26 protein-coding genes are annotated in these 23,569 nt (G+C 46.8%); 24 read left to right on the top strand and 2 right to left on the bottom strand.

From position 1 onward, the window contains the following. Positions 1 to 46 precede the first annotated feature (46 nt). Genes hisC through MKY75_RS14350 form a run of 3 tightly spaced genes read left to right on the top strand, consistent with a single transcriptional unit; the run spans position 47 to position 2,448 of the window. On the top strand, positions 47 to 1,150 hold the full coding sequence (gene hisC / locus MKY75_RS14360; RefSeq protein ID WP_039271090.1) for a histidinol-phosphate transaminase: 1,104 nt from the start codon (positions 47 to 49) through the stop codon (positions 1,148 to 1,150). Between the two features lie 26 nt (positions 1,151 to 1,176). Continuing rightward, positions 1,177 to 2,265, top strand: a complete 1,089-nt coding sequence (locus tag MKY75_RS14355; protein WP_029517347.1) for a prephenate dehydrogenase — start codon at positions 1,177 to 1,179, stop codon at positions 2,263 to 2,265. A gap of 18 nt (positions 2,266 to 2,283) precedes the next feature. After that, positions 2,284 to 2,448 carry a hypothetical protein gene (locus tag MKY75_RS14350; RefSeq protein WP_161626999.1) on the top strand — a complete coding sequence of 55 codons (165 nt, stop codon included), beginning with the start codon at positions 2,284 to 2,286 and terminating at the stop codon, positions 2,446 to 2,448. 105 nt (positions 2,449 to 2,553) lie between these two features. Here MKY75_RS14350 and MKY75_RS14345 read toward each other — a convergent pair whose 3' ends face one another. Next, complete coding sequence (locus tag MKY75_RS14345) at positions 2,554 to 3,168, bottom strand: class I SAM-dependent methyltransferase (RefSeq protein WP_340885728.1); 615 nt, start codon at positions 3,166 to 3,168, stop codon at positions 2,554 to 2,556. A 683-nt stretch (positions 3,169 to 3,851) separates the two neighbouring features. Here MKY75_RS14345 and MKY75_RS14340 point away from each other — a divergent pair. The 8 genes from MKY75_RS14340 to MKY75_RS14305 all read left to right on the top strand — a co-directional run bounded on the left by MKY75_RS14340 (position 3,852) and on the right by MKY75_RS14305 (position 9,576). Beyond that, the gene (locus MKY75_RS14340; protein WP_013310707.1) at positions 3,852 to 4,448 is read left to right on the top strand and encodes an RNA polymerase sigma factor; all 597 of its coding nucleotides are present in this window, start codon (positions 3,852 to 3,854) and stop codon (positions 4,446 to 4,448) included. Next, positions 4,445 to 5,071 carry a hypothetical protein gene (locus tag MKY75_RS14335; protein WP_029517350.1) on the top strand — a complete coding sequence of 209 codons (627 nt, stop codon included), beginning with the start codon at positions 4,445 to 4,447 and terminating at the stop codon, positions 5,069 to 5,071. The genes MKY75_RS14340 and MKY75_RS14335 overlap by 4 nt, the downstream gene beginning before the upstream one ends. Before the next feature lie 70 nt (positions 5,072 to 5,141). Further along, positions 5,142 to 5,744 carry a histidine phosphatase family protein gene (locus tag MKY75_RS14330; protein ID WP_029517351.1) on the top strand — a complete coding sequence of 201 codons (603 nt, stop codon included), beginning with the start codon at positions 5,142 to 5,144 and terminating at the stop codon, positions 5,742 to 5,744. Between the two features lie 166 nt (positions 5,745 to 5,910). Further along, positions 5,911 to 7,020: a hypothetical protein gene (locus MKY75_RS14325; RefSeq protein WP_069012435.1), complete on the top strand. Its 1,110-nt coding sequence runs from the start codon at positions 5,911 to 5,913 to the stop codon at positions 7,018 to 7,020. A gap of 52 nt (positions 7,021 to 7,072) precedes the next feature. Further along, positions 7,073 to 7,579, top strand: a complete 507-nt coding sequence (locus MKY75_RS14320) for a gamma carbonic anhydrase family protein (protein WP_340885726.1) — start codon at positions 7,073 to 7,075, stop codon at positions 7,577 to 7,579. Between the two features lie 22 nt (positions 7,580 to 7,601). Then, entirely contained in the window at positions 7,602 to 7,781 is a 180-nt protein-coding gene (locus MKY75_RS14315) for an IDEAL domain-containing protein (RefSeq protein WP_013371655.1), read from the top strand. Between the two features lie 172 nt (positions 7,782 to 7,953). Then, the gene (locus MKY75_RS14310; protein WP_165146958.1) at positions 7,954 to 8,598 is read left to right on the top strand and encodes a DUF1405 domain-containing protein; all 645 of its coding nucleotides are present in this window, start codon (positions 7,954 to 7,956) and stop codon (positions 8,596 to 8,598) included. Positions 8,599 to 8,730: 132 nt separating this feature from the next. Next, positions 8,731 to 9,576, top strand: a complete 846-nt coding sequence (locus MKY75_RS14305; RefSeq protein ID WP_318627165.1) for a sporulation protein YpjB — start codon at positions 8,731 to 8,733, stop codon at positions 9,574 to 9,576. 76 nt (positions 9,577 to 9,652) lie between these two features. Here MKY75_RS14305 and MKY75_RS14300 read toward each other — a convergent pair whose 3' ends face one another. After that, on the bottom strand, positions 9,653 to 10,522 hold the full coding sequence (locus MKY75_RS14300; RefSeq protein WP_029517356.1) for a YitT family protein: 870 nt from the start codon (positions 10,520 to 10,522) through the stop codon (positions 9,653 to 9,655). A 213-nt stretch (positions 10,523 to 10,735) separates the two neighbouring features. Here MKY75_RS14300 and MKY75_RS14295 point away from each other — a divergent pair, with 213 nt between their 5' ends. The 13 genes from MKY75_RS14295 to dinG all read left to right on the top strand — a co-directional run bounded on the left by MKY75_RS14295 (position 10,736) and on the right by dinG (position 23,551). Further along, positions 10,736 to 11,065, top strand: a complete 330-nt coding sequence (locus tag MKY75_RS14295) for a nucleotide pyrophosphohydrolase (protein WP_340885723.1) — start codon at positions 10,736 to 10,738, stop codon at positions 11,063 to 11,065. Positions 11,066 to 11,115: 50 nt separating this feature from the next. Further along, positions 11,116 to 11,634 (top strand): tetratricopeptide repeat protein, encoded by a 519-nt coding sequence (locus tag MKY75_RS14290; protein WP_029517358.1) that lies wholly within the window; start codon positions 11,116 to 11,118, stop codon positions 11,632 to 11,634. 31 nt (positions 11,635 to 11,665) lie between these two features. Then, positions 11,666 to 12,469, top strand: a complete 804-nt coding sequence (gene dapB / locus MKY75_RS14285) for a 4-hydroxy-tetrahydrodipicolinate reductase (protein ID WP_029517359.1) — start codon at positions 11,666 to 11,668, stop codon at positions 12,467 to 12,469. Positions 12,470 to 12,525: 56 nt separating this feature from the next. Continuing rightward, entirely contained in the window at positions 12,526 to 12,960 is a 435-nt protein-coding gene (mgsA, locus tag MKY75_RS14280) for a methylglyoxal synthase (RefSeq protein ID WP_029517360.1), read from the top strand. Further along, complete coding sequence (bshB1, locus tag MKY75_RS14275) at positions 12,960 to 13,652, top strand: bacillithiol biosynthesis deacetylase BshB1 (protein ID WP_165146952.1); 693 nt, start codon at positions 12,960 to 12,962, stop codon at positions 13,650 to 13,652. Before mgsA ends, bshB1 begins: the two co-directional genes overlap by 1 nt. 84 nt (positions 13,653 to 13,736) lie before the next feature. Beyond that, on the top strand, positions 13,737 to 14,900 hold the full coding sequence (gene bshA / locus MKY75_RS14270) for an N-acetyl-alpha-D-glucosaminyl L-malate synthase BshA (protein ID WP_029517362.1): 1,164 nt from the start codon (positions 13,737 to 13,739) through the stop codon (positions 14,898 to 14,900). Between the two features lie 55 nt (positions 14,901 to 14,955). Beyond that, positions 14,956 to 16,278 carry a CCA tRNA nucleotidyltransferase gene (locus MKY75_RS14265; RefSeq protein ID WP_318627169.1) on the top strand — a complete coding sequence of 441 codons (1,323 nt, stop codon included), beginning with the start codon at positions 14,956 to 14,958 and terminating at the stop codon, positions 16,276 to 16,278. After that, positions 16,271 to 17,245 carry a biotin--[acetyl-CoA-carboxylase] ligase gene (locus MKY75_RS14260; protein ID WP_029517364.1) on the top strand — a complete coding sequence of 325 codons (975 nt, stop codon included), beginning with the start codon at positions 16,271 to 16,273 and terminating at the stop codon, positions 17,243 to 17,245. Before MKY75_RS14265 ends, MKY75_RS14260 begins: the two co-directional genes overlap by 8 nt. 346 nt (positions 17,246 to 17,591) lie before the next feature. Beyond that, positions 17,592 to 18,500: a 3-methyl-2-oxobutanoate hydroxymethyltransferase gene (gene panB / locus MKY75_RS14255; protein ID WP_039271112.1), complete on the top strand. Its 909-nt coding sequence runs from the start codon at positions 17,592 to 17,594 to the stop codon at positions 18,498 to 18,500. Next, complete coding sequence (gene panC, locus MKY75_RS14250) at positions 18,497 to 19,435, top strand: pantoate--beta-alanine ligase (RefSeq protein ID WP_069011505.1); 939 nt, start codon at positions 18,497 to 18,499, stop codon at positions 19,433 to 19,435. Before panB ends, panC begins: the two co-directional genes overlap by 4 nt. Next, positions 19,428 to 19,811 carry an aspartate 1-decarboxylase gene (gene panD, locus MKY75_RS14245; RefSeq protein ID WP_013371641.1) on the top strand — a complete coding sequence of 128 codons (384 nt, stop codon included), beginning with the start codon at positions 19,428 to 19,430 and terminating at the stop codon, positions 19,809 to 19,811. Before panC ends, panD begins: the two co-directional genes overlap by 8 nt. An 82-nt stretch (positions 19,812 to 19,893) precedes the next feature. Beyond that, on the top strand, positions 19,894 to 20,526 hold the full coding sequence (locus tag MKY75_RS14240) for a tetratricopeptide repeat protein (RefSeq protein ID WP_340885720.1): 633 nt from the start codon (positions 19,894 to 19,896) through the stop codon (positions 20,524 to 20,526). A 157-nt stretch (positions 20,527 to 20,683) separates the two neighbouring features. Next, the gene (dinG, locus tag MKY75_RS14235; RefSeq protein ID WP_318627170.1) at positions 20,684 to 23,551 is read left to right on the top strand and encodes an ATP-dependent DNA helicase DinG; all 2,868 of its coding nucleotides are present in this window, start codon (positions 20,684 to 20,686) and stop codon (positions 23,549 to 23,551) included. The last annotated feature ends 18 nt before the right edge of the window (positions 23,552 to 23,569 follow it).

The raw sequence follows: 23,569 nt of genomic DNA, 5'->3' as shown, positions 1-23,569 counted from the left end.
TATAAAGTAGTAAATATAGTTCTGATTGGATAGAGGAGGTAGGGGCATGCAACCTAAACCGCATATTGTACATTTGCCAGTATATCAGCCCGGTAAACCGATTGAAGACGTAAAACGTGAGCTGGGACTCGATGAAGTCATCAAGCTCGCCTCGAATGAGAATCCGTATGGTAGCTCTCCTAAAGTATTGCAGGCTATTCAGCAGGAGTTTGCTAACATTAGTGTGTATCCTGATGGAAGTGCGGTAGCTTTGACACAGGCACTAGCTAAACGGACGGGTTTAAAAGAGGATCAGTTTATCTATGGCTGTGGCTCTGACGAAATTATTGCGTTGATTACGCGTGCTTTCCTCCTTCCTGGAGAAGAAAGCATCATGGCCGATCAGACATTTTCCGTGTATAAAAGTAACGTGGAAATTGAGGGAGCGGTTGCAGTTGAGGTGCCTTTGCGTGATGGTGTACATGATTTGGATGCTATGCTGTCCCACATTAATGACCGTACAAAAATTATTTGGATATGTAATCCAAATAACCCGACGGGCACGATTGTACCCGAAGCGGAGCTGATTGCGTTTTTGAACCAAGTACCAAAGCATATCATGGTTGTGCTGGATGAAGCTTACGCCGAGTTTGTGACGGATCGTTCTTATCCCGACGGCATTCGTTTGTTGCCAGTGTATGAAAATCTGGTTGTACTTCGCACCTTCTCCAAAATCTATGGCCTTGCTTCGCTTCGCATTGGTTATGGTATGGGAGCTGAGTCAATTATTCGCTTGATAAATCAGGTTCGTGAACCGTTTAATACTTCACGGGTAGCACAGGCTGCGGCTATTGCTGCTTTGGAAGATCAGGAATTTGTTCAAGAATGCCGGGATCGTAATGCAGAGGGCAGAGCTTATTTGCAAAATGAGCTGAAGCGTCTGGGATTGGAGTCTTTCCCAGCACATGGTAATTTTATTATGCTGGATGTACGTCGTCCATCCGGTGAGGTATTCCAGGAGTTGCTTCGTAAAGGTGTGATTATTCGCGCAGGTCATCACAAATATCCGACATATATTAGAGTGTCCGTTGGATCACAACCGCAAAATGAGTTGTTTATTCGTGCGCTGGAACAGGTCCTGGGGGCGGAAGCGGCGAAAGTACGCCTATAATTTCCGCAGATGGGATTTGATAATTGATGAAGATTGCCATTTTCGGCGTGGGACTGATAGGTGGGTCCCTCGCACTTTGTTTTAAAGGGAAGCCGGATATTTCGGTTGTCGGCCATGCCCATCTCCCTGAACTGATGGAACCGATGTTAAGCCGTGGTGTCGTGGACACCGCGACTCTTTCGGTTGAAGAAGCGGCAGAGGATGCCGATTTTATTTTTTTATGCGTACCTGTGGGCTTATTGGAGTATTATCTCGAACTGTTAAGCAGGCTACCGCTTAAAGCGGGTTGTATTATCACCGATGTAGGCAGCACGAAATCGGCAATTGCCAAAAAAGCATCAGAAATTTCTTTGCGCAATGCTTACTTTATCGGTGGTCATCCGATGGCTGGTTCGGAGCGTTCCGGTGTAAAGGCTGCTTCCGCGTTGCTGTTTGAAAATGCATATTATGTGCTTTCCCCGGCAGAGGGTGTGCCTGAGGAAGCATACTGCTCGCTGGAACGTTTATTAAAATATACTAATGCTCATGTTGTGCGTGTCGAACCAGCTATGCACGATGACATTGTCGGTGCGATTAGCCATCTTCCGCACATTATTGCAGCAGCGCTGGTGAATCAGGTGCGAAAGCACAATGATGAAAATCCGTTGTACTGTACATTGGCTGCCGGTGGGTTCCGTGATATTACACGGATAGCCTCTAGTGATCCGGTTGTGTGGCGGGACATCTTACTGAGCAATCGTGAAGTTTTACTAGGTCTGTTGGAAGAATGGAACGGACAGATTGAGCGTTTTACCCATTTACTGAGAATACAAGACGGTGAGGGAATCGCTGACGAGTTTTTAACAGCTGGGCACTTCCGCAGTGAACTGCCAGAGCGTCGTAAAGGAGTCATCGTCTCTACGTTTGATCTGTATATTGATGTACCGGATACCCCAGGGATTATCGGGCGAATTGCTATGGAACTGGGGAATCACAGCATTAATCTGAGCAATATGCAAATCATTGAAAGCCGGGAGGATGTCCCAGGCATCATGCGGCTTTCCTTCCGTCAAGAGCAGGATTGGGAGCGTGCCAAGACACTGCTGGATTCGATGGGCTATAAAGTGGTGGTATAAAGGGTGAAGAAAGTATGAGTGTTCGTTAAAGGAGGGACTGCGCTCCGCGATTCATTTGATCTTACGATCGCTGTTGTCTGCGGATTTTCTGAATATATGTACAAAGGGGAAAATCCCGCAGGCAAAGGCGAGCGCTCCGCTTCTCCAGATTCAAATGAACCTCTACGCTATGGACCGCCTTAAAAGCACCACACTTTCTGGGAGTGAAGTAGTAAGAAAAGATCTAAAGCGGGTGAAGGTTCTCTTCGCTCGCTTTTTTGTTACTTGAAGAGGTAGTGGAGCTACGCGTTATTTTGTAATTACTATCTTTCTATACATACCGTTGAACATTATAGGTGCATCCTTTTTGATCCGCAGTTTTGTTTTTTGGGTTTCAAACAGTTCTTCAAAATTCAACCCTATATCGGTTCCTAACACCTTAATAACGGGCCTTATCGTTTTTTTGAATAATGAGGGCTTTTTTCCTTTAGGAGAAAACTTATCGAAAATAATAATTTCCCCGTCTTTTTTCAAAACCCGCACCATCTCATCGAAGCATTTATTTGCGTTAGGTACTACTGAGAGAATTAAACTTCCTACTACTATATCAAATTGCTCATCCATAAAATTCATTTGTTGAGCATCCATTTCCAAGAATTTTATGGAGGTGTTGGCAAATTTATCTTTTGCTTTGTTAAGCATTTCAGGTGAATAATCTATGGCAGTAATATCCAGCCCGTAGTGATTTATTAATTCTAAATCTGCTCCAGTTCCTACACCTACAAAAAGTATTTTTTGCTCGCTATTAAATGACTTTTCTTGAAATATGATCTTTCTAGAATTGAGGAAGCTACCTGAATTGAAAAAGTTATCATAAATTGGAGACCAAATCTTATATACAGCCTTGTTCCACTTATTATTCATTTCCTGCCCCCTATCTATTGAAAAAATTAATTATATAATAATGTGTTTTAATAGGACAACCAAATAATTGGTGAAATATTGATGTATTTTATCAACCCACATATGGGGTAGGTGAGTAAGGTAAAGAGGAGTATTGGAAAACAAAAAAAAGACCACCCGGGTAAAGCCCCGGGTGGTAGCTACTTTTAGTGAAGTAGCTGAGTAGGATAGGAGTGGAGAGAAACCATACTGTACTTTTATTATATGTATACGTTTTCATTTTGTCAATATTTTTTTTAAAGCGTTTTCTTTTTTTGTGTAATTATCCTTATTGGTTTATTTGATGGCACGCTTTCAGTAGGTTTGTCATTTAATCTTGAAAAAATTTAAAATCCATTGAAAAGCTGTATAAATGAATTAGTTGCCAGCGTTAGGGAGGCATTGATGGAAATCGTGGGGATTTTGGACTTTTTTACTGGCGGTCATTTTGTGGTACAATGGGTAAGTCCATTTTGGACGTTGAATATTGTTGGGGATAGCACCGTTAATGTTGGCACTACATAGGGTAAGAAAATAACAAATGTTCCATGATGCTGTTTCATCCATTTGCGCAGAGGGCGCAACTTTTTTTGACCTGTTCGGTATATATAGACAGAATCGAACGGGAAAACAGCACATGTATGGGCGAGGAGGGTCTCACTCGGATGATGACAGATTCCCAGATGATTCAGGAAATCAAACAAGGTAATGTTGAGGTTTATTCAGAATTAATGAGGCGTCACCAACGTAAAATTTTAGCTTTTGTTTATCATATGCTGAAAAGTTCGAACCTGGAAATGATTGCTGAGGACTTATGCTCGGAGACGTTTTACAAAGCGTATCGGAGCCTGCACTCTTTTCGCGAGGTAGACGCATCGTTCTCCACTTGGTTATATACAATTGCACGCAATACGGTGCTAAGTGAGCTTCGCAAGCACCGTAGCGGTCAGGTTCCATTGGAGGAGAGCGGTTATGTACCGGTAGCTCCATCGGATGTAATTCCGGAGCAGGCTGTCCTTCGCGGTGAGAAGGTAGAGATGGTTCGTGAAGCGATCAATAGATTGCCTGAGAAGCAGCGATCTGCGCTGATTTTGCGTGAATATGAGCAATTAGATTATCAGGAGATTGCGACTATTTTAGGACAGACCGTCAGTGCGGTGAAGTCGTTGCTTTTCCGGGCAAGAACCAGTGTGAAGACGCAGTTGGAGCCTTATTTTTTTGAGCCTCTCTATGAGGAAAACGAAGGGATGAGCAGCCAATGAAATCCAGGGACACTGAGGATTTGTTCGCTACAGGCAAAAATGTATCGAAACAAGACTCGGAGCGCAGACGGGCCAAAAGCTCGTCTGCTGGGTGGGAACATGGTTCGGAAGAAAAAGAGTGGGATTTGTCAAAAGAAAATCGATCCGCTATTCGTGATATTTCCTTTGAAATAACAGATGATAAGCTAGAGGCCATGAATCGCAGAGTCATGGATCGAATTTATGAAGAATCACCGTGGCTTGTTCCGGGTGAGCATCGACGTGCGCGTGTGAACCCAGCAGCCCGTAAGTATATGTCTGTATGGATCGCTGGCTTCTTGGCCGTATTTTTATGCAGCTTTTTGTTTTTGAACTGGAATGGAAGCTCCTCTAAGGAAAATCCCCCTCAAGCAGCTCCTGTCATGGATACGGGTATTTTACCGACAGGCCTGTTGGAAACTACAAGTACATCTCCACAATATCAATACCACATTAAAGATGTGAATAGTGGCATTATGGACCCGCTGGTTGCTAGCATTGTTCCTACTTATCCGCAATACTGGATGCTGTTGTCTGTACTGGCACTTGCGCTTGCTTTATTTTCTCTGGGCTGGATCCATCGGACGAGAAGGGTCAGAAGTTAGCAGGACAGCTGGACTCCAATATGAATTCATAACAATGCCTGAATAACAAAACAGCGGAGGAAAAGACACGATGCTTATTGGCTTAATCAGACATGGATTGACGGATTGGAATGCGGTAGGGAAAATCCAGGGCCACAGTGATATTCCGTTAAATGAGGAAGGACGCCAGCAGGCACGCTTGCTTGCAGAACGATTAAAGAGAGAGTCTTATCATTGGGACGGGCTTATTACAAGTAGTCTCTCCAGAGCGAAAGAGACCGGGGAGATTATTGCTTCTGCTCTGCATCTTCCGTTGCTAGAATCTGATGATCGACTAAGAGAACGTGCTTATGGTCAGGTCGAGGGCATGACACAGGCCGAGCGTGAAGAGAAGTGGGGAGTCGACTGGCATCTGCTGGATCTAGGGCAGGAAAGCGATGCGGATCTTCAGCTTCGCGGGCTAGGTTTTATGGAGGCCATTTGGACGGAAAATCGGGACAAGAATCTGCTGGTCGTTTCCCACGGCGGTTTTTTGGCTAATTTGTATAAGGCTCTGTATCAGGAAAAATTCACGGAACGAATCGGCAATTTGTCACTTAGTATACTTCAGCGTGAGGATATGGATTGGGCACCACTTTTGTATAATTGCACGAAGCATTTGCAAGAGAAAAGTGACTGTAACTCAAAAAGTTAGTAAAAGACCACGGCTTCTACTCATCGTAGAAGTCGTGGTCTTTTTTGTTTTTTAATTATACCTTTGCAAAAAAAGAGGTTTAGAGTTTGAACAATCCGTCAAAGCTGTGGGTACAACAGGTAAGAATCAATTCCGGATGACAGTCCAGTGACGAGGCGATGGAACAATGAATCTGGCGGATATGCTGACATTTGCGGATATTGTGCATTTGAACAGAATCGCGGTGTATTACGATTGTGACTGTAAACCTAATTCCAAGCATGAGTTGATCCAGGGGATTTTGACGAAGCTCGGCAGCAGTAGTTTTTTTGAGGCGCAGGTCAAGGAGCTGAGGTTGTCAGAGGTAAGGTTTTTGAACGCACTGCTGTTCGATGACCGACCGTATTTCAGCATGGAGGAATTGATTGCAATAGCCAAACAGTCTGTTGAGGAGGACGAAAATCCTGGTGAGCGGCCAAGAGATATTGTGACCCGTCTGCGTTCTAGTGGCTGGTTGTTCAACGGTTCGACGCACAACACGAGGTATTTGTTCCAAATTCCGTTGGATATGAAGGAGCGCTTTCGACGTGTTATGGTACATGACTTCCAAAGCGGAATGACACGGGTAAGCGAACCGTCATCGTACCGGGATGAAGGGCATCTACTGGCAGAGGATTTACGGCTTTTCCTTCAATACATGGGGCAGCATGAGGTCCCGCTAAATCCCGAGGGGGCTTGGTATCGTCGCAATCAGCAGCAGCTGATGGAGCATTTGCACATTGCGGAGCCGCTTTTGGGTAAGGGAGGATGGCGTTTCGGGTATGGTTCCTCTTTTAAGTTTTATCCAGACCGAATGGCCCTACTGTATGATTATGCCCGACACTCCAAGTACATCGAGGAGAAAGGGGACCAGGTTGTGCTGACGGCAAAGGGGGAAGCGCATCAGGAGCATACAATTGAGGAAGAAATGATACAGCTATTCAGGTTTTGGTTAAGACTGTATAAAGGAGCCGTTCCTAATTTGCTTTCTCTAGTCTACTGGATTGGAGAATGTGCCAGACCGTGGACGTCCTCAGAGTCGCTTTTTGTACATATCGGCCCACTGATTCGACCGTTTTACTATGATACGCCCCGTTCGGTCTTTGATCAGAGAATTATACGAATGATGCTTCACTTGGGTATGCTTCGTCAGGGTGAACATCCGACGGGACCCTCTGTACAGATGACAGCCTGGGGGCTGAAGTTGGCGGGAGAGTGCCGCATTGGGCGGAACGACTCGGGTATACGGCTCCATTGACAAGCAACACACATGTTGATAGAATTTCACCCAAAATGAGAGGGTGAAGTTGATGCTGATTCACTATAACGGAAACATGCCACAGCTCCATTCATCTGTCTATGTGGCAGAAGGAGCAAAAATTGTCGGAAAAGTAACGATCGGCCAAGATTCCTCTGTATGGTTTAATGCCGTACTGCGCGGAGATATGGCGCCTATCATCATCGGTGAACGCTGCAATATTCAGGACGGTGTCGTGGGACATGTGAACACGGATCAGCCCCTGTTGCTGGCGGATGACATTTCGATAGGTCATGCTGCAATAATCCACGGTTGTATGGTAGGCAAAGGCACTTTAATCGGTATGGGGGCCATTGTACTCAACGGAGCGGAGCTTGGTGAATATGCTTTAATAGGAGCAGGGTCGGTCGTTACGGAAAATACCAAAATACCACCCTATACTCTTTCTCTCGGTACACCTGCCAAAGTGGTGCGCGAATTGACAGATGCAGATTTGCAGCGGATGTCACGAACGGCACTCAGCTATGTGGCGAAAGGAAAAGAATATAGGATCTCTTAAACTCATGTTGGAGGTGCATCCTATGGATAAAATGAAGGTTACTTATGAAGTAATGTTGGGCCTGTCTGCTGAAATGGTTTTGGACGAGGCATTACGTAAACACCGGAGTGAAAAACTCTACAAGGATATTGATGAGGCGCTGGCCTCCGGAGATGAAGTAGCTTTTCGTCATCTTACGGATGAGCTGAAAGCAATGAGTTAGAATAATCTTAGGAACCCTAAGTTGGATTTCAGACCAATTGTTAGTTCGAGATCATAATCATCAAACCTGACTGTAGCGGCGGTCAGGTTTTTTTGATACGCTTGGATATGATATAGTCTTTGTAGGATGGGCCTGTACAAGGCAACCGTCGTATGAACGGAGGATGAAGGGCGTGTCGTTATCTTATTTGTGGAGCCGGTCGTTCTTGACGAGCCGGCCTTTTTTGTGGCTGCTGTTCTGGTGTAATCTGGTAGGAACAGTGTATGGGTACATATGGTATGGGGGGCAGTTGGAATATACTCTAAATTATCATCCGATGTGGCAGATTGTATTTGTGCCTGATAGTCCGACGGCGAGTCTGTTTTTTACGATCTCTATAGCATTTTTGCTCTATTCTCCGCGTCTCAAGAGCTTGAAGGTCATTCGACAGATCATGGAGGCGTTGGCTGTTGTCACGAGTGTAAAATATGGCATATGGGCTTCAGCTATTATTTTTTGGGGAGTTGCGCAGGGGGGACATATGATATGGCAGGATTGGATGCTGGTGGCATCTCACACGGCAATGGCGGTCGAAGCGTTACTGTTCGTGCGTTTTTTCACCTGCAAATGGACTGCTTTATGCCTAGCCGCACTCTGGACATTGTTAAATGATACGATGGATTATACATTTGGTATATATCCGTATCTTCCAAAGACGCTAATGGATAATGTACCGCAAGTGCGTGCGTTTACCTATATGCTAACCCTTGCCAGTATCGTAGCAGCATGGCTTGCCATGTTTGCGCGCAATCGAATGAGAGTAGAAGTGAAGAAATAGAAAGGAATCCGTGATGATCATAAAATAAGAAAGAGCTTTAATCATTTAGCTACACAAAGTTTTGGTTTTGATTTTGAAGAAAGTTCTAGTCCCGGTAACCTTGCCATACAGTAAGGTGAGGAGGGATGTCCCATGATTAGGGGTCAGACGTTTCAAATTACGATACGTATTGTTTCGAGTGTTGTATTATCTATGGTCCTGATGCTGTCCGTCTGCGTCCCTCCAGGTGTGGCAGAAGCGCGTGATCAATCAAAACCCATAGGAAATACAAAAGAAATTGAGGAACTGGATCATGCAGCTGCGATACTGTACCGGGATGTGATGGACGGGAACATTGAAAAAGCGCGCGCGGATGTAGCCGAGGTGAGTCGATGGTTTGGCACCGGACAGGTGCAGGCAGCGTTATCTGTAGAGGCCATTCATGCTTTGTCCGGCAGCATCCTTGAGGTGCAGCAAGCTACACAGTCCGTCCAAGTATCACCAGATGAGTGGGTGAAGGCTGCGGCCACTTTACGACTTGCGACAGATGCGCTTGCACATCCGCGTCAGCCCTTATGGCAGCAGTATTATAAGATTTTAAAAGAAGATGTTAGCGGTTTGAACAGCCAGTTTGCTAAAGGTAACATGAAGGGTTTCAAAGCTGGAGCCGCAGTGCTGGAGGACCATTATGAGACGATTCGTACAGCAGCATTGATACATGGCAGAACAAGTGAGGTTGTCCGGGCTGATTCATGGATTTCCTACGTCAAAGGATTGGGTGATCAGCAATACGCAGATGCCTTAGCAATTAGAGGGGCGTTGGATCAGGGAAATCCGACGTTTAATGCCTTGTTTGGACGTGAAAAAGACGCCACTGCACTGGCGCCATTTATCCCGCGTGAAAGTGAGCGCCGGGCAGAATTGGCAATCGGCATGATTGTTCTGCTGGCGCTGGTCTATGCAGGTTATCGTAAATATCGAGCTGGTTTCTCTGGATAACGATGCAAATTCGAACATTCGCGTCGTTGGCTGCTGAGCCATCCATATATGTTAGCCCATCGCCCGGATTTCCGGGCTATTCCTCTTTGAACCCCTCTCCATGTACATCATGCACATCCTGTATGATAATAAACGCCCGTGGATCAACCGATTTAACAATTTGGTGCAAACGTCGTATTTCCTGACGAGGCACGACACAATAGGCAACATGCTTGGCCTGCTTGGAAAATGCACCTACAGCCGGAATAATAGTAACTCCGCGATCCATGTCTCTAATAATAATATCCGCAATGTCCATCGTGTGGTCGCTGATAATCATAAAGGCTCTGGCGGAATAGGCGCCTTCTTGTATAAAATCAATAATCTTGGACGCGATGAACACGGCGACTAATGTATATAGAATTTTTTCTTTTGGTATGTAAAGTAGTGAAGCACCGATAATGACGATATCAATGACCAGCATAATCCTTCCCATACTCCAGCCAAACTTCCGGTTTAGAATACGAGCGATTATATCCGAGCCGCCCGTGGTGCCGCCAAAGCGGAACACAATACCTAATCCGGCCCCAAGCGTAACCCCCGCATATAATGAAGAAAGTATAAAATCGTGTTCAGTTTGAAATGTTCCCATCCATCCGAGATGAATCATTTTTTCATACAACCACAGAAAAAAAGTGAGCGACCCAATACCTACCCCTGTATATAGAATTTGCTTGCCCCCAAGCATTTTCCATCCAATTAAAAATAAAGGAATGTTCAGAAGCAATGTGGAGAGAGAGGGTGAAATCGAAAAAGCATAATTGAGCAGCAGGGTGATCCCAGTAATACCACCTTCCATCAGTTTACTGGGTATAATAAAATAAAGCAGACCGAATGCATAGATGGCGGTCCCGAGCACAATGGGTAAAATCATTTTAAGCTGTTCCATGGACTTGGATATCTTCATATAATCCCTCGCAGTAGCAGTTTAAGGAAGAACGACTTCATACTGATTTTGCTAATCGCAGCTCCTTATATGTAGTATACCTTTTTACGGTAGCTTTAAAAGACTGATGACAGTAAGTTGGGGTCGTAAGTTCACAATTAAAAAAAATTTGTTTTAAAATGTGCTTTACGATAACATATGAATAAACCTGCACATGGGGGGATTGCGTGTTTCATGGAAAAATCATTAGATGAAATTCAACGTGAGGTAGACCAGTATATATCTCAATTTAAGGAAGGGTATTTTAGCCCTTTAGCGATGTTGGCCCGGATGTCTGAGGAAGTCGGGGAACTGGCGAGGGAAGTCAATCACTCCTTTGGCGAGAAACCGAAAAAAACGGATGAGGCGGACAATTCCATTGAGCTGGAGCTGGGGGACATTTTGTTCATCACCATCTGCTTTGCGAACTCGCTAGGTATAAATTTGACCGAGGCACATGATAAGGTTATGCATAAATTTAACACACGTGATGCGAATCGTTGGACCCAAAAGGACACCGATTAGGCGCTTTGTACATATGCTGTACCAAACCGGTTACCCGGAGGTGCAGTGTCATGAAGGCGGAGGAATACGTTCAGAAAGCTTATCAGTGCATTTTGCAGAACGATTTTGAGCAGGCCGTGGAATGGTTTGAAAAAGCAATTTCAGCTCAGCCTGATCATGCGGAGCATTATTTCCGGTGCTCGGTTACCTATGCTCGTAGTGGTCGTTTGGAGCAGGCTCTCGCATATGCAGAGCATGCGGTTCGTCTCGCTCCACAGCAGGATGAATATGTTCTCCATCTACATGCGCAGGAAGCCAGGCAGCATACGGAGAAGGCCAGAAAAATGCTGGATGTCGACAGAGCTACGCCGCAGGTGCGTCAGGATGCGATCTTGTTACTTGAACGAGCAATAGCCCTCGATCCGTTATGTGGGGATGCTTTTTTGCTGCTCGCATTGATTTATGACGAAATGAATGAGTATAAGCTGGCTGTGCAGGCTGCTCGTGAGGCGGCTGCACTGTTTCCTCACAATGTGCAGCTTGCCAACCTCATGAAGAAGTTATGCCAGCAGATGAATGAACAGATCTAGCACAAATGGATGCATAAGGAGTTGTAGGGATATGTCAGAACCAATAAAAGTGGCTGTTGTAGGAGCAGCAGGGCGTATGGGCCGTGAAGTTGTCAAATTGGTTCTTCAAGATGAGGAACTACAGCTTGTGGCCGCAGTGAACAGAACACATGCCGGCAGTGATGCCGGCCTTCTCGTCGGACTACCGGAAGCGGGTATCGCTATTGTGGAGGATGTGGAGCAGGCATTACTGGATAGCCGAGCGGATGTCATGGTCGATTTTACGGGGCCGCGTTTTGCATATGCACATACAGAGCTTGCTATCAAGCATGGAGTTCGTCCGGTTATCGGAACAACAGGGTTTACTCCCGAACAGATTGATGAACTGGACAAGCAGTGTCGTGAGCAGCAAATTGGTGGTCTGATCGCGCCAAACTTTTCAATTGGCGTCATTTTGATGATGCGGTTTGCGGCTCAGGCAGCGAAATACTTCCCACATCTGGAAATTATCGAATATCATGGTGACCAAAAATTGGACGCGCCATCGGGCACAGCCATTAAGACCGCAGAGCTGATCGCCGAACAGCGTGAAGAGCTGCGACAGGGTAACCCGGAAGAGGAAGAAACGTTAGAAGGATCACGGGGAGGTTACTATCAAGGGTTTCGTGTCCACAGTGTCCGTCTTCCCGGTGTGTTCGCACAGCAAGAAGTGATATTCGGAGGGTTTGGACAATCTCTGAAGATTCGTCAGGATTCTTATGAACGGGCGGGCTATATGCCGGGTGTTAAAATCGGTATTCAGAAGGTCATGGAGCAGCCAGGGCTTGTATATGGATTTGAGCATTACATCGATTAAGAATACGCGAATGATTGGACGAATGAAATTATAGAATGAGGCAGGAGGAACTTCGAATGTTAAAGATTGCATTTATAGCGCATGACCGAAAAAAGGATGAAATGGTAAATTTCATAACGGCCTATGAGCATGTTTTTACAGATCACAAGTTATTTTCAACAGGTACAACAGGTCTGCGCATTATGGAGCAAACCAAGCTTGAAATTCACCGTTTCATGTCCGGGCCGCTTGGAGGAGATCAGCAAATCGGGGCCATGGTTGCGCAAAATGACATGGACTTGATTATATTCTTGCGTGATCCGCTCATGGCACAACCGCATGAGCCGGACATTAGTGCCTTGTTACGTTTGTGTGACGTGCAGGGGATTCCTTTGGCAACAAACGTTGCAACTGCTGAAATACTGGTGAAAGCGCTGGACCGAGGCGATTTTGCTTGGCGTGAGCTGGTACATAAATATAAACCGGGCATTGACCAGCAGGGTGATATATAATGACGCTGGACATCCTGATTTTCGGAGCTCATGCTGACGATGCAGAAATAGGAATGGGAGGCACGATTGCCAAGCATACAGCCGCTGGTTTAAAGGTGGGCGTGTGCGATTTGACGCGGGCTGAAATGTCATCCAATGGTGATGTGGATACTCGTATGTCAGAAGCTGAACATGCTTCGAAAGTGCTCGGGCTTGCTGTGCGGACGAATTTGGGTCTGCCTGATCGTGGATTATATGTAACTCCTGAACATGTAGCTGCAGTTACAGCAGAAATCAGGCGCCATGCACCGAAAGTCGTATTCGCTCCTTATTGGGAGGATCGGCATCCAGACCATGTCATGTGTAGCAAGTTGGTGGAGGAAGCGGTATTTAACGCGAAGTTGCGACGTTTTATGCCAGAAAATCCTGCGATACAGGTAGAGCAATTATATTTTTATTTTATCAATGATATTGGCAGAACGGATATGATTGTGGATATCACCGAGCATTATGAAGTCAAGGAACAGTCGTTATTGAGTTATGCTTCGCAATTTCAGGCAGCGCCTGGAAAGGATACAGTGTCCACACCATTAAATCAGGGATATGTGGAACGCGTAAAAGCTCGCGACTCGTTGTTGGGTCAGCGCAAACTGATTACGTATGCAGAAGGGTTTGCGTCCAAAACGCCATATCTGGTTAAGCTATTCACATAAGAATTCTATACTTGAGCATTTTGCAGAGTGTTAAAATAAATCGGCAGAAAAGTTATCACTGGTGAGCGGAAGGAGGCAGCTAGCTTGAATGACAAACTGAAAATTGGAATTACCTGTTATCCGTCGCTGGGTGGTTCCGGCGTAGTGGCTACTGAGCTAGGCAAGTTGCTGGCAGAAAAAGGGCACGAGGTTCATTTTATTGCCAATAGCATTCCGTTCAGATTGGGCGGGACGTTTCAGAAAAATATTTTTTATCATGAGGTTGAAATTAACGATTATTACGTGTTTAGATATCCGCCCTATGATTTGTCACTGGCGACCAAAATGGCCCAAGTCGCACAAATGAAGAATTTGGATGTACTCCATGTTCATTATGCGGTACCACATGCAGTGTGCGCTTACTTGGCGAAGGAAATGGTGGGTGATCATCTGAAGGTGGTAACCACCCTGCACGGTACGGACATTACAGTGTTGGCACAGGATGAGTCGTTGAAGGACCTGATTCGGCTGGCTATTAACAAAAGTGACGCTGTGACGGCGGTTTCCAAAGATTTGATTCGGGAGACGATAGATGCGCTGGAAATTACACGGCCTATTGATTTAACCTATAATTTTGTAGATAAACGGGTGTATTATCCACGAGATGCCGCTGCGCTTAGAAGAGACTTTGCCCAACCGCATGAAAAAATAATGATGCATATTTCCAATTTCCGTCCTGTCAAAAGGGTGGGCGATGTGTTGGATATATTTGAAAGAGTGCAACGAAAAGTGCCTGCGAAGCTGCTGCTGGTGGGGGAAGGACCGGATCTACCAAAAATCCGCTGCAAAATTGAGGATTTAGGTCTTCAAGACAAGGTCTTCTTTTTAGGTAAGCAGGATCAGATCGCAGAAGTGATTTCTATGGCGGATGTGCTGCTGCTTCCCTCGGAAAAAGAAAGTTTTGGTTTGGTTGCGCTGGAAGCAATGGCCTGTGGAGTGCCGACAATCGGTTCTCAGGCCGGAGGAGTTCCTGAACTCGTTGTGCATGGAAGTACGGGGTATCTTGCTGAAATTGGTAATACTGAGGCGATGGCTGATTATGCAGTTGAGCTGTTGTCCGATGAAGCGATGGCGGAACGTTTCCGTGAAGCGTGTCTGACCCGCGCCCGTACCGTTTTTTGTGATGAGCTGATTACCCGTCAATATGAAGAAATCTATTACCGTGTGTTGGGACGCGAGGTGCCGGATCTTAAACCGATCAGCGTTTAAGGGGGCGGACTCGCGTCCGTTTTTTATATTGAATACTTGCAAAGGGGGAAACCCTATGAATACAAATACTTGGCAATGCGCTGACCAAGAGATGGCACTTCATGGCAGAGAGGTCATACATACACTAACAGCAGCAGGCCACGAAGCTTACTGGGTTGGCGGCTGTGTGCGGGATGAGATATTAGGACGAGCTATTCATGATATGGATCTGACCACTTCGGCTGAGCCTGAACAGGTCTTAGCGCTATTCCCTCATGTTATTCCGACAGGAATCCAGCATGGGACGGTAACGGTTATGCAGGGTGGCCATGCGTTCGAGGTGACCACTTTTCGTACAGAAAGCGGTTATGCCGATCACCGCCGTCCAACGGAAGTTGCCTTCGTGAAGGATATCCGTGAGGATCTGATGCGACGGGATTTTACTATGAATGCGATTGCGATGGCAGAACACGGAGAGCGGGTGGACCCGTTTGGGGGAGAAGCCGATTTGCGAGCTGCTCTCGTTCGTTGTGTGGGACGAGCTGAGGAACGCTTTGAGGAGGACGGGCTGCGAATGCTGCGTTGCATCCGTTTTGCCTCTGTATTTCGGTTCCGGGTGGCCTACAATACCTGGAAAGGTATGATCCGTCGCAGAGAGGGACTTCGATATATAGCCATGGAACGGGTACGAGTCGAGTTAGAAAAGATGCTAGCGGGGCCTGACCCATTACGTGGATTGGAGATGCTGGGACGTAGCGGATTGCTTGGCTGTACGAAGGTTCCGGTTCCCTGGGAACAATGTGACGCACAGGCGCTCAAGGAGATCGTGCAGCTGCCAGCAGAGCTACGGTGGGGTTTGCTCCTTATGTCTTGTAGACTTAGCTCCGAGGCAGCGGACGAGCTATTAAGAGCTTGGACCTTCTCCAACGCCGTACGTTTGCGTTTGGTTCATTTATTGGAATGGGAGACCGAGCTCATCAGCCATGCTGTTGCCATAGCTGACAACTCTGTTTCGAGAGATTCTGACCCTATCAACGACGAGGTACTGCGTCGTAACTGGATTCGATTGTTAATTAAGCTGGGAAAGGATACAGCTTCAGACTGGCTGGAGCTTCACAAGACACTGCCTTCTTCGTTCCGTGGATTACCGCCGTGGGTAGAAAAGCATGTGAAGAAGATTGCCGAACTGGCAAACTCGTGGACACAGCAGGCTGTCGTCGTTCGTATCAAAGATTTAAATATTACTGGAAATGAACTGGTTCAGGCAATGAATCGACCAGGTGGACCTTGGCTGGGGCAGATGATGGAACGGCTTTTACAAGCGGTCGCTTGCGGAGATATCCCGAATGAAACAGAAACATTGCTTCAGGAAGTGAAACGGGTGATGAGTAGTGAATAATCATGATAGACTGTTAGGCATACTGGAGGAAGGTTCATCCGATTACGTATCTGGTGAGGAGATTAGCCGACGCCTCTCCGTTAGTCGCACAGCAATATGGAAGCAAATCAACAAACTGCGTGAGCTGGGTTATAATATCGATGCCTCTTCGCGCCGGGGCTATCGGTTGATATCTCGGCCTGACCGATTGGAAGTATCCAAACTGGCAGATCTATTAACTACACAATCGTTTGGCCAGCGTATCATAGTGCTGGATTCGACGGTATCCACTCAGCAGGATGCTATGCGTTTAGCAGAAGAGGATGCGCCGGAGGGAACGGTAGTGCTGGCAGAAGAACAGACGGCGGGTCGGGGACGTCAGGGACGTAAATGGTATTCCCCTCGCGGCAAAGGGATATGGATGAGCATTGTATTGCGCCCCACCCAGCCCTTAGCTTTTACCCCCCAGCTAACGCTACTTACAGGTGTAGCAGTGTGTAGAGCCATTCGTCGGCTGACGGGTGTGGAGGCAGGAATCAAATGGCCAAACGATCTGTTGATTCATGGTCGCAAAGTATCCGGTATTCTGTTGGAATCTGCAACAGAGGATCAACGGGTCCGCTACTGTATTGCAGGGGTCGGCATTGACGTAAATTTAAATAAAGAAGATTACCCGGAAGAGCTATCCCATGTAGGGACATCCTTGAAAATAGAAGCAGGGCTTGAAATTGACCGTACTGCACTGATTGCTGCAGTTCTGGAAGAAATGGAGCTGCTAAGTAAGTTGTATGCCGAGCAGGGGTTCCAGCCCATAGCCATGCTGTGGGAGGCGTTATCCGTGACGATGAACCGCAGCGTTCGGGCACATACGGGACAAGGGATAGCGGTAGAAGGTACAGCGGTGGGCTTGGACCCTTCAGGGGCATTAGTGATAGAAACGAACCAGGGTGAGCGGATTCAGGTTATTTCAGGGGATATACAATTGTAGAAGCGACCCTAGCTGAGTATACGACCACAATCTTTCTGTTTCCTGTGTGAAACTTCACGTGAAAAAGCTGATGTTTTTTGTTATACTGTGCAGGAGGCGGCATCGGACGGTCCGAGCTGCACTCCAAGGGCACATTGCTCTACTTTAGCAAGTTTGTAAGACCATCATAACTTCATTTGAAGGTTACGTTGGATTCTGCTCTGAGCCGAACAGGACCGAGACAGAAGGGACGATCTCAAAATGAGTGTCTTTTTTGGCTGTTCGGACCTTTTGATGACGCAGATGTACAGGCGTTCATAAAAGGTTATTTTTTGTGCCAAAAAAAGATGGAAGGGAGCCATTCGCGATGGCAGGAAAACAAGCGCTGAATATTGTAAAAATGAAAAAAATGAAGCAGGAGGGCATTCCGCTCAGTATGCTGACCGCCTATGATTATCCATCGGCTAAGATAGCCGAGGAGGCGGGAATTGACATCATTCTCGTGGGGGACTCGCTGGGTAACGTAGTTCTTGGTTACGATTCGACCATCCCTGTGACCTTGGATGATATGGTGTACCATTCCCGGACAGTTGCAAGAGGCGCTGAGAATACATTTATCGTAGCGGACATGCCTTTTATGACATATCACGGCAGCATATCCGAAAGTCTTCAAGGCATCCGTCGTCTGATGCAAGAAGGACATGCGCATGCTGTTAAATTGGAGGGCGGAGCTGAAATTACCGATGTCGTAAAAGCGACTGTTCAGGCAGGTGTACCTGTGCTGGGACATATCGGGCTTACTCCACAATCAGTTAATCAAATTGGTGGCTATCGCATTCAAGGTAAGGACGAAGCAGACGCACGCCGGTTGATGGCAGATGCCAAGGCATTAGAGCAGGCGGGTGCCTTTGGTATTGTCTTGGAATTGGTGACTGAGGAAGTGGCAACGGCGATTTCTAAAGAACTTTCCATTCCAACCATTGGAATCGGTGCAGGACGTGGATGTGACGGTCAAGTACTTGTTTATCACGATCTGATTCAGTACGCATCTCCTTATTTCAGCAAACGCTTTGTTAAAACCTATGCCGATGTAGGCGGCTTGATCCGCAGCAGCATTGAGCAGTATGTGAGTGATGTGAAAGGGCGGGCATTCCCGGCCGCAGAGCATGTATTCAGCGCGGATGACCGTGTTGTGGAGTCCCTGGAGTCCTTGTACGGACAGGCAAAAGGACAAGCGCAGAAACAAGCTAAGGAAAAGGTGGAATCTCAGTCATGATCATCGTAAGAGAAGTGGCTCAACTACGCAAGGTTATTGCCGAACGTCGGCAACTTGGAGCCAATGGAGCAAAAACGGTACACGATTCTGCCTCTTTACTGCAACATAAAGTCGGCTTTGTACCAACGATGGGATACCTGCATGAAGGACATGCGAGCTTGATGCACAAGGCGCGTGAAATGGCAGATACGGTGGTGCTTAGCATTTTCGTAAATCCGATCCAATTTGGACCGAATGAAGATCTGGAAAGCTATCCCCGCGATGAAGCTCGTGATTTGGAGGTAGCACGGCGTGAGGGCGTGGATATTGTATTTTTGCCAACTGTAGCAGAAATGTATCCACAACCAACCCAAACCAAAATTCGTGTATCCGCTTTGACAGATCGCTTGTGCGGTGCTTCCCGTCCCGGCCATTTTGATGGTGTGACTACGGTGGTAGCCAAGCTTTTTAACATGATAGGTCCTGATTTGGCCTTTTTTGGGATGAAGGACGCACAGCAGGTTGCTGTGCTCCAGCAGATGGTGACTGATCTCAATATGAACGTGACTATCGTACCTTGTCCCATCGTCAGAGAGGCGGATGGTTTGGCCCTCAGCTCCCGTAACGTGTATTTAAGTGCAGAACAGCGCGAGCAGGCATTGGTGCTGTCCCAGTCACTGCGTAAGGTGCAAGAAGTGAGCGAAGATATTGTAACAAACACAATTACGATTCGTCAGTTACATCAAATGGTGGAGTCCACCATTACTTCCTCTCCTTTAGCAGACATTGATTACATTGAAATTTTAACTTTTCCTGGTCTGGAGCCCCTTCTTCCCGAGCAGCGGCTATGTGATGTTCAGGAAGACATCATCGTAGCGCTAGCTGTGAAATTTGGCAGTACCCGACTGATTGACAATATAAGAATACAGAAGGCGGAGGTGCTTTCCCATGTTTAGAACTATGATGAAATCCAAAATTCACCGCGCTACGGTTACGGAAGCTAACCTGAACTATGTGGGGAGTATCACTATAGATGAAGATCTCATGGAGACATCGGATCTGTTGGAGAATGAAAAGGTTCAAATTGTAAACAATAACAATGGAGCTCGACTGGAAACCTATGTTATCCCCGGACCGCGTGGGAGCGGTGTGATCTGTCTCAACGGTGCGGCAGCTCGTTTGGTGCAGCCTGGTGATACAGTCATTATTATTTCCTATGCTTCCATGTCAAATGAAGAGGCCAAAACATACAAACCAACAGTGGTATTTGTTGATGAACATAATAAACCAGCCCAAACGATGAACAAAGAAGTACATGCGACGATCATGTAATGAATGGGAGTGCGGATGAAACCCATCTTTTAAGCGAAAAATGTGAGTGTATTAATCCATCTTTCATAAGGGCGGGATGCACATGTTCCAGCATGTATTCGCAGAAATGAACAGCATGTTAGATGATATCGTGAAGCATTACCCATCAGCCCAGGGCTCCCGCAGGCAGGAGCTGCTACAGCACTGGAGTCTGCTGCGGAGAATGAGTGACGGAATTATGGATGAGTGGCTGGCCTTTGAGGAAAAAATGGTGTGCCTGCGTGCGGCCGGCTTTTCCGCGGAGACCGATATGTCTGACACGGAGCTGCCTGAAAAAGAGCTGCCGGCTTTTAGTCGGGGGCAAGGGTATTATCGATTACTTATGTACCCTGAGGCGATCCAACAATTTGAGCAGGTACTACAGCATTTTCCGAACAGTTGGCAGAGTCGCATGTATATGGGAATGGCCTATTTTCAACTAGATGATCCAGCAGAAGCTGTATACCATTTTCAGAAGGTGCTGGACCTGACTGAGCAGGCAGGACTAAAAGCGGTCATCTATAATGCGCTAGGCTGTCTGTTGGCAAAGCAGGCTGACGTAGAGGAGGCGCAAAAATGTTTTGCTCTCGCACATCAGTTCGATCCTGCGTTACCCGAGCCGCTGCACAATATGGAAGCCTGTTTGTCCGGTACCGAAAAGCTTCGATACGACAACTCCATAATGACCTGGATGTAGTTGTCAGACACCGAGTAAGACGATGCATGCCCACCTCCTGAGGCGGCGTATGCATCGTCTTTTTTGGCTGTCTTAATTTCCAAACACGCGATCTTCTGCTATGCTAATATACGGAGTTATTATTTTTGTAAGTGTCATAAGAAAGGATTAAGCCCGAATGAAATTTGCGGTATTGGATTTTGAAACGACAGGCACCCAGTCCGCGGATGACATCATTCAAGTCGGACTTGCAATTATAGATCATGATAACAGCATTTCCCGTGTTTACGGCTCTTATGTGAACCCTGGCAGATCTATTCCACCTTTTATCACTGGATTGACCGGAATTACAGACGATGACGTGAAGGATGCACCTGCACTTGAAGAAATGATGATGGAGCTTGTGCCTATGCTGGACGATGTTGTACTGGTCGGTCATAATGTGGCGTTTGATTTTAATTTTTTGCAAAACGCTCTGGATCGGTGCGGATACTTGCCATTTAGCGGAAGAATCTTGGATACAATGGATTTTCTGAAAATTATGTTTCCATCACTATCTTCGTATCAGTTGGGTTTTGTGTCTTCTGAGTTCGGGCTGGCACATGATCGCCCTCACCAAGCAGACAGCGACGCATTGGCTACGGCCGAGGTGTTTTTAAAGTGTCTGGGTGAGCTTCAAGCATTACCTCTGATAACGATACAGCGGCTTAGTGATTTGTTTGCAGAGGAAGACAGTGACCTTGGATGGTTTCTTGATGGGGTGCGTGAAGAGAAAGAGCTTGATCCTATTCAGGATTTGGAGGGATATCAGTTTTTTCGTCAGCTTGCGCTAAAAGTGGAAGATTGGACGGAGCTAGCTGCTCCGCGTAGAGAAGATGACCCGAATCCACTGTCAGGTGTTACCTTTGAGGAGTACATGGATGATGTGCGGGACAATTTGCGTTCATCCTTGAGTCAATATGAGGAGCGCGAGGCGCAGATACAGATGATTGAGGGTGTGAATCAGGCACTGAGTGAAGACAAGCATCTGCTGATTGAAGCAGGTACAGGAACAGGGAAGTCTCTGGGTTATTTGCTCCCATCGCTGTATCACAGTGTGAAAAAGGGACAGCGCGTTATGGTGAGTACACATACGATCAACCTGCAGGAGCAATTACGCGAGCGCGACATTCCGATGCTGACCAAGGTGATTCCGTTTCCGTTCCGGGCTGCTATTTTCAAGGGTCGGGGACATTATTTGTGTCTGCGTAAGTTTGAACATAAAATAAACAGAAGAGACTTCGCTACACCGAAGGAAGATTTAATTACAGCGGCTCAGATGATCGTCTGGTTGACGCTAACAGAAACCGGTGATGATGAAGAACTGAATCTGAGCAACCGTGGAGGGGATTTCTGGGAAACGGTGGCGAGTGATTCAGAGTCCTGTCTTGGTCGTTCCTGCCCATGGTTCCGCAAATGTTATTATCATCGTGCACGCCATGAAGCAGGAATAGCGGATGTTGTTATTACGAATCACTCTAAGTTGTTCACAGACGTCAAAGCCAGTCATCAGTTATTGCCGAGCTATGAACATCTGGTGATAGATGAAGCCCATCACCTGGAGGAAGTAGCTGGTAAACACCTAGGTATGCATATGAAATATTTCACACTCGTGCATACACTGACGCGACTGTTCAAAGACAGCAAGAATGGACAACTGCCTTCACTTCGTCAACAGTTGGCGAAATCGGGGCACGAGAAGTCGGCAGATTGGGCCTCAACTATCGACCAGCTGTATCCGCTCGTGTTAGAGGTGAAGGAAACTTGGGACCTGCTAAGCGACAAGCTGTTTGGCATGTTGCCGGAGCGAAGTGATGCGACACCGGGTGAAACAGGACAGTTTTCTTCCCGTCTCAAACCTTCGGCCAAGCCTGCAAAGTGGGATCAGGCGGGAGCTTTGGAAAATCAGCTATATGTAACGATGAGCGAAATTTTGCGCAAGGGCGACAAGCTGATGCTGGACGTCAAGGAAGAACATGACGATTATGCGGCGGATAGCCTTATTACAGATATCACGGGTCTGCTCAAGGATTTGGCGGGGATTCGAGAAAATTTGCGCTTTTTTATCCGACTCGATGATGAAACAACCGTATACTGGCTCGAGGCAAGCGGGCAATTCCGTAGTAAATCATTGCAATTTTATGCGGTACCCGTCGATGTGAGCCGCCAGTTGAAAGAAATGTTTTTTGACAAAAAAAGAAGCATTATTCTGACTTCTGCTACCTTGTCGGTAGATAAGTCGTTTCAGTACATGATCGATCAGCTCGGCTTACAGGAGGCCGCAGATCAAGAGCGGCTGATGACTTCGCAGCTCCCGTCACCCTTTAATTACAGGGATCAGGTGTTGCTGGTTATTCCACGGGATTTCCCAAGTGTGAAGGGCAGTGTAGGAGATGCGCATTTTGTAGATATGCTCGTTAGCTCTCTAGGAGCGACTGCTCAGGCGACACGTGGGAGAATGCTCGTTCTGTTTACGTCCTATCGGATGCTCCGGCAAGTGTATGAGCCGCTCAAAGAGGCCTTAGCATCCAGCGAAATTACTGTGCTGGGACAAGGTGTGGACAGTGGAAGTCGCAGCAAGCTAACCCGCCGGTTTCAGGAAGCGAAAGCTTCTGTATTGCTGGGGACCAGCAGTTTCTGGGAAGGCGTCGATATTCCGGGGAAGGCTCTGACTTGTCTAGCCATTGTTCGCTTGCCGTTTCAACCGCCGAATCACCCGCTGCTGGAGGCAAAAAGCGAACTGCTCCAGCAGCAGAAGAAGAATCCATTTATGAAGCTGTCTGTACCGCAAGCGGTCATTCGCTTCAAACAGGGATTTGGTCGGTTGGTACGTACAGCGAACGACCACGGGGTCGTTATCGTTTATGATACGCGTGTGATTGAATCCTATTACGGAAAGCACTTTTTGTACTCGTTACCGGGACCAAAAATGGAGCATATGCCATCGGAGCAAATGGTGCCCCGCATCGCCGAATGGCTCCAATCCGCCCCGGAGACAGAGGCATAACGGACGGACATAAGTATG

The organism is Paenibacillus sp. FSL L8-0663, from assembly GCF_038008125.1.
Lineage (GTDB): Bacteria > Bacillota > Bacilli > Paenibacillales > Paenibacillaceae > Paenibacillus > Paenibacillus polymyxa_D.
The sequence above is the reverse complement of the archived record's forward strand: the minus strand, read 5'-3'. Positions and strand labels throughout refer to the sequence as shown.

What these genes read in the sequence shown, in the direction of transcription:
- hisC (WP_039271090.1), top strand. Translation starts at nt 47, where the DNA reads ATGCAACCTAAACCGCATATTGTACATTTGCCAGTATATCAGCCCGGT.
- MKY75_RS14355 (WP_029517347.1), top strand. Translation starts at nt 1,177, where the DNA reads ATGAAGATTGCCATTTTCGGCGTGGGACTGATAGGTGGGTCCCTCGCA.
- MKY75_RS14345 (WP_340885728.1), bottom strand. Translation starts at nt 3,168, where the DNA reads ATGAATAATAAGTGGAACAAGGCTGTATATAAGATTTGGTCTCCAATT.
- MKY75_RS14340 (WP_013310707.1), top strand. Translation starts at nt 3,852, where the DNA reads ATGATGACAGATTCCCAGATGATTCAGGAAATCAAACAAGGTAATGTT.
- MKY75_RS14335 (WP_029517350.1), top strand. Translation starts at nt 4,445, where the DNA reads ATGAAATCCAGGGACACTGAGGATTTGTTCGCTACAGGCAAAAATGTA.
- MKY75_RS14330 (WP_029517351.1), top strand. Translation starts at nt 5,142, where the DNA reads ATGCTTATTGGCTTAATCAGACATGGATTGACGGATTGGAATGCGGTA.
- MKY75_RS14325 (WP_069012435.1), top strand. Translation starts at nt 5,911, where the DNA reads ATGAATCTGGCGGATATGCTGACATTTGCGGATATTGTGCATTTGAAC.
- MKY75_RS14320 (WP_340885726.1), top strand. Translation starts at nt 7,073, where the DNA reads ATGCTGATTCACTATAACGGAAACATGCCACAGCTCCATTCATCTGTC.
- MKY75_RS14315 (WP_013371655.1), top strand. Translation starts at nt 7,602, where the DNA reads ATGGATAAAATGAAGGTTACTTATGAAGTAATGTTGGGCCTGTCTGCT.
- MKY75_RS14305 (WP_318627165.1), top strand. Translation starts at nt 8,731, where the DNA reads ATGATTAGGGGTCAGACGTTTCAAATTACGATACGTATTGTTTCGAGT.
- MKY75_RS14300 (WP_029517356.1), bottom strand. Translation starts at nt 10,522, where the DNA reads ATGAAGATATCCAAGTCCATGGAACAGCTTAAAATGATTTTACCCATT.
- MKY75_RS14295 (WP_340885723.1), top strand. Translation starts at nt 10,736, where the DNA reads ATGGAAAAATCATTAGATGAAATTCAACGTGAGGTAGACCAGTATATA.
- MKY75_RS14290 (WP_029517358.1), top strand. Translation starts at nt 11,116, where the DNA reads ATGAAGGCGGAGGAATACGTTCAGAAAGCTTATCAGTGCATTTTGCAG.
- dapB (WP_029517359.1), top strand. Translation starts at nt 11,666, where the DNA reads ATGTCAGAACCAATAAAAGTGGCTGTTGTAGGAGCAGCAGGGCGTATG.
- mgsA (WP_029517360.1), top strand. Translation starts at nt 12,526, where the DNA reads ATGTTAAAGATTGCATTTATAGCGCATGACCGAAAAAAGGATGAAATG.
- bshB1 (WP_165146952.1), top strand. Translation starts at nt 12,960, where the DNA reads ATGACGCTGGACATCCTGATTTTCGGAGCTCATGCTGACGATGCAGAA.
- MKY75_RS14265 (WP_318627169.1), top strand. Translation starts at nt 14,956, where the DNA reads ATGAATACAAATACTTGGCAATGCGCTGACCAAGAGATGGCACTTCAT.
- panB (WP_039271112.1), top strand. Translation starts at nt 17,592, where the DNA reads ATGGCAGGAAAACAAGCGCTGAATATTGTAAAAATGAAAAAAATGAAG.
- panC (WP_069011505.1), top strand. Translation starts at nt 18,497, where the DNA reads ATGATCATCGTAAGAGAAGTGGCTCAACTACGCAAGGTTATTGCCGAA.
- panD (WP_013371641.1), top strand. Translation starts at nt 19,428, where the DNA reads ATGTTTAGAACTATGATGAAATCCAAAATTCACCGCGCTACGGTTACG.
- MKY75_RS14240 (WP_340885720.1), top strand. Translation starts at nt 19,894, where the DNA reads ATGTTCCAGCATGTATTCGCAGAAATGAACAGCATGTTAGATGATATC.
- dinG (WP_318627170.1), top strand. Translation starts at nt 20,684, where the DNA reads ATGAAATTTGCGGTATTGGATTTTGAAACGACAGGCACCCAGTCCGCG.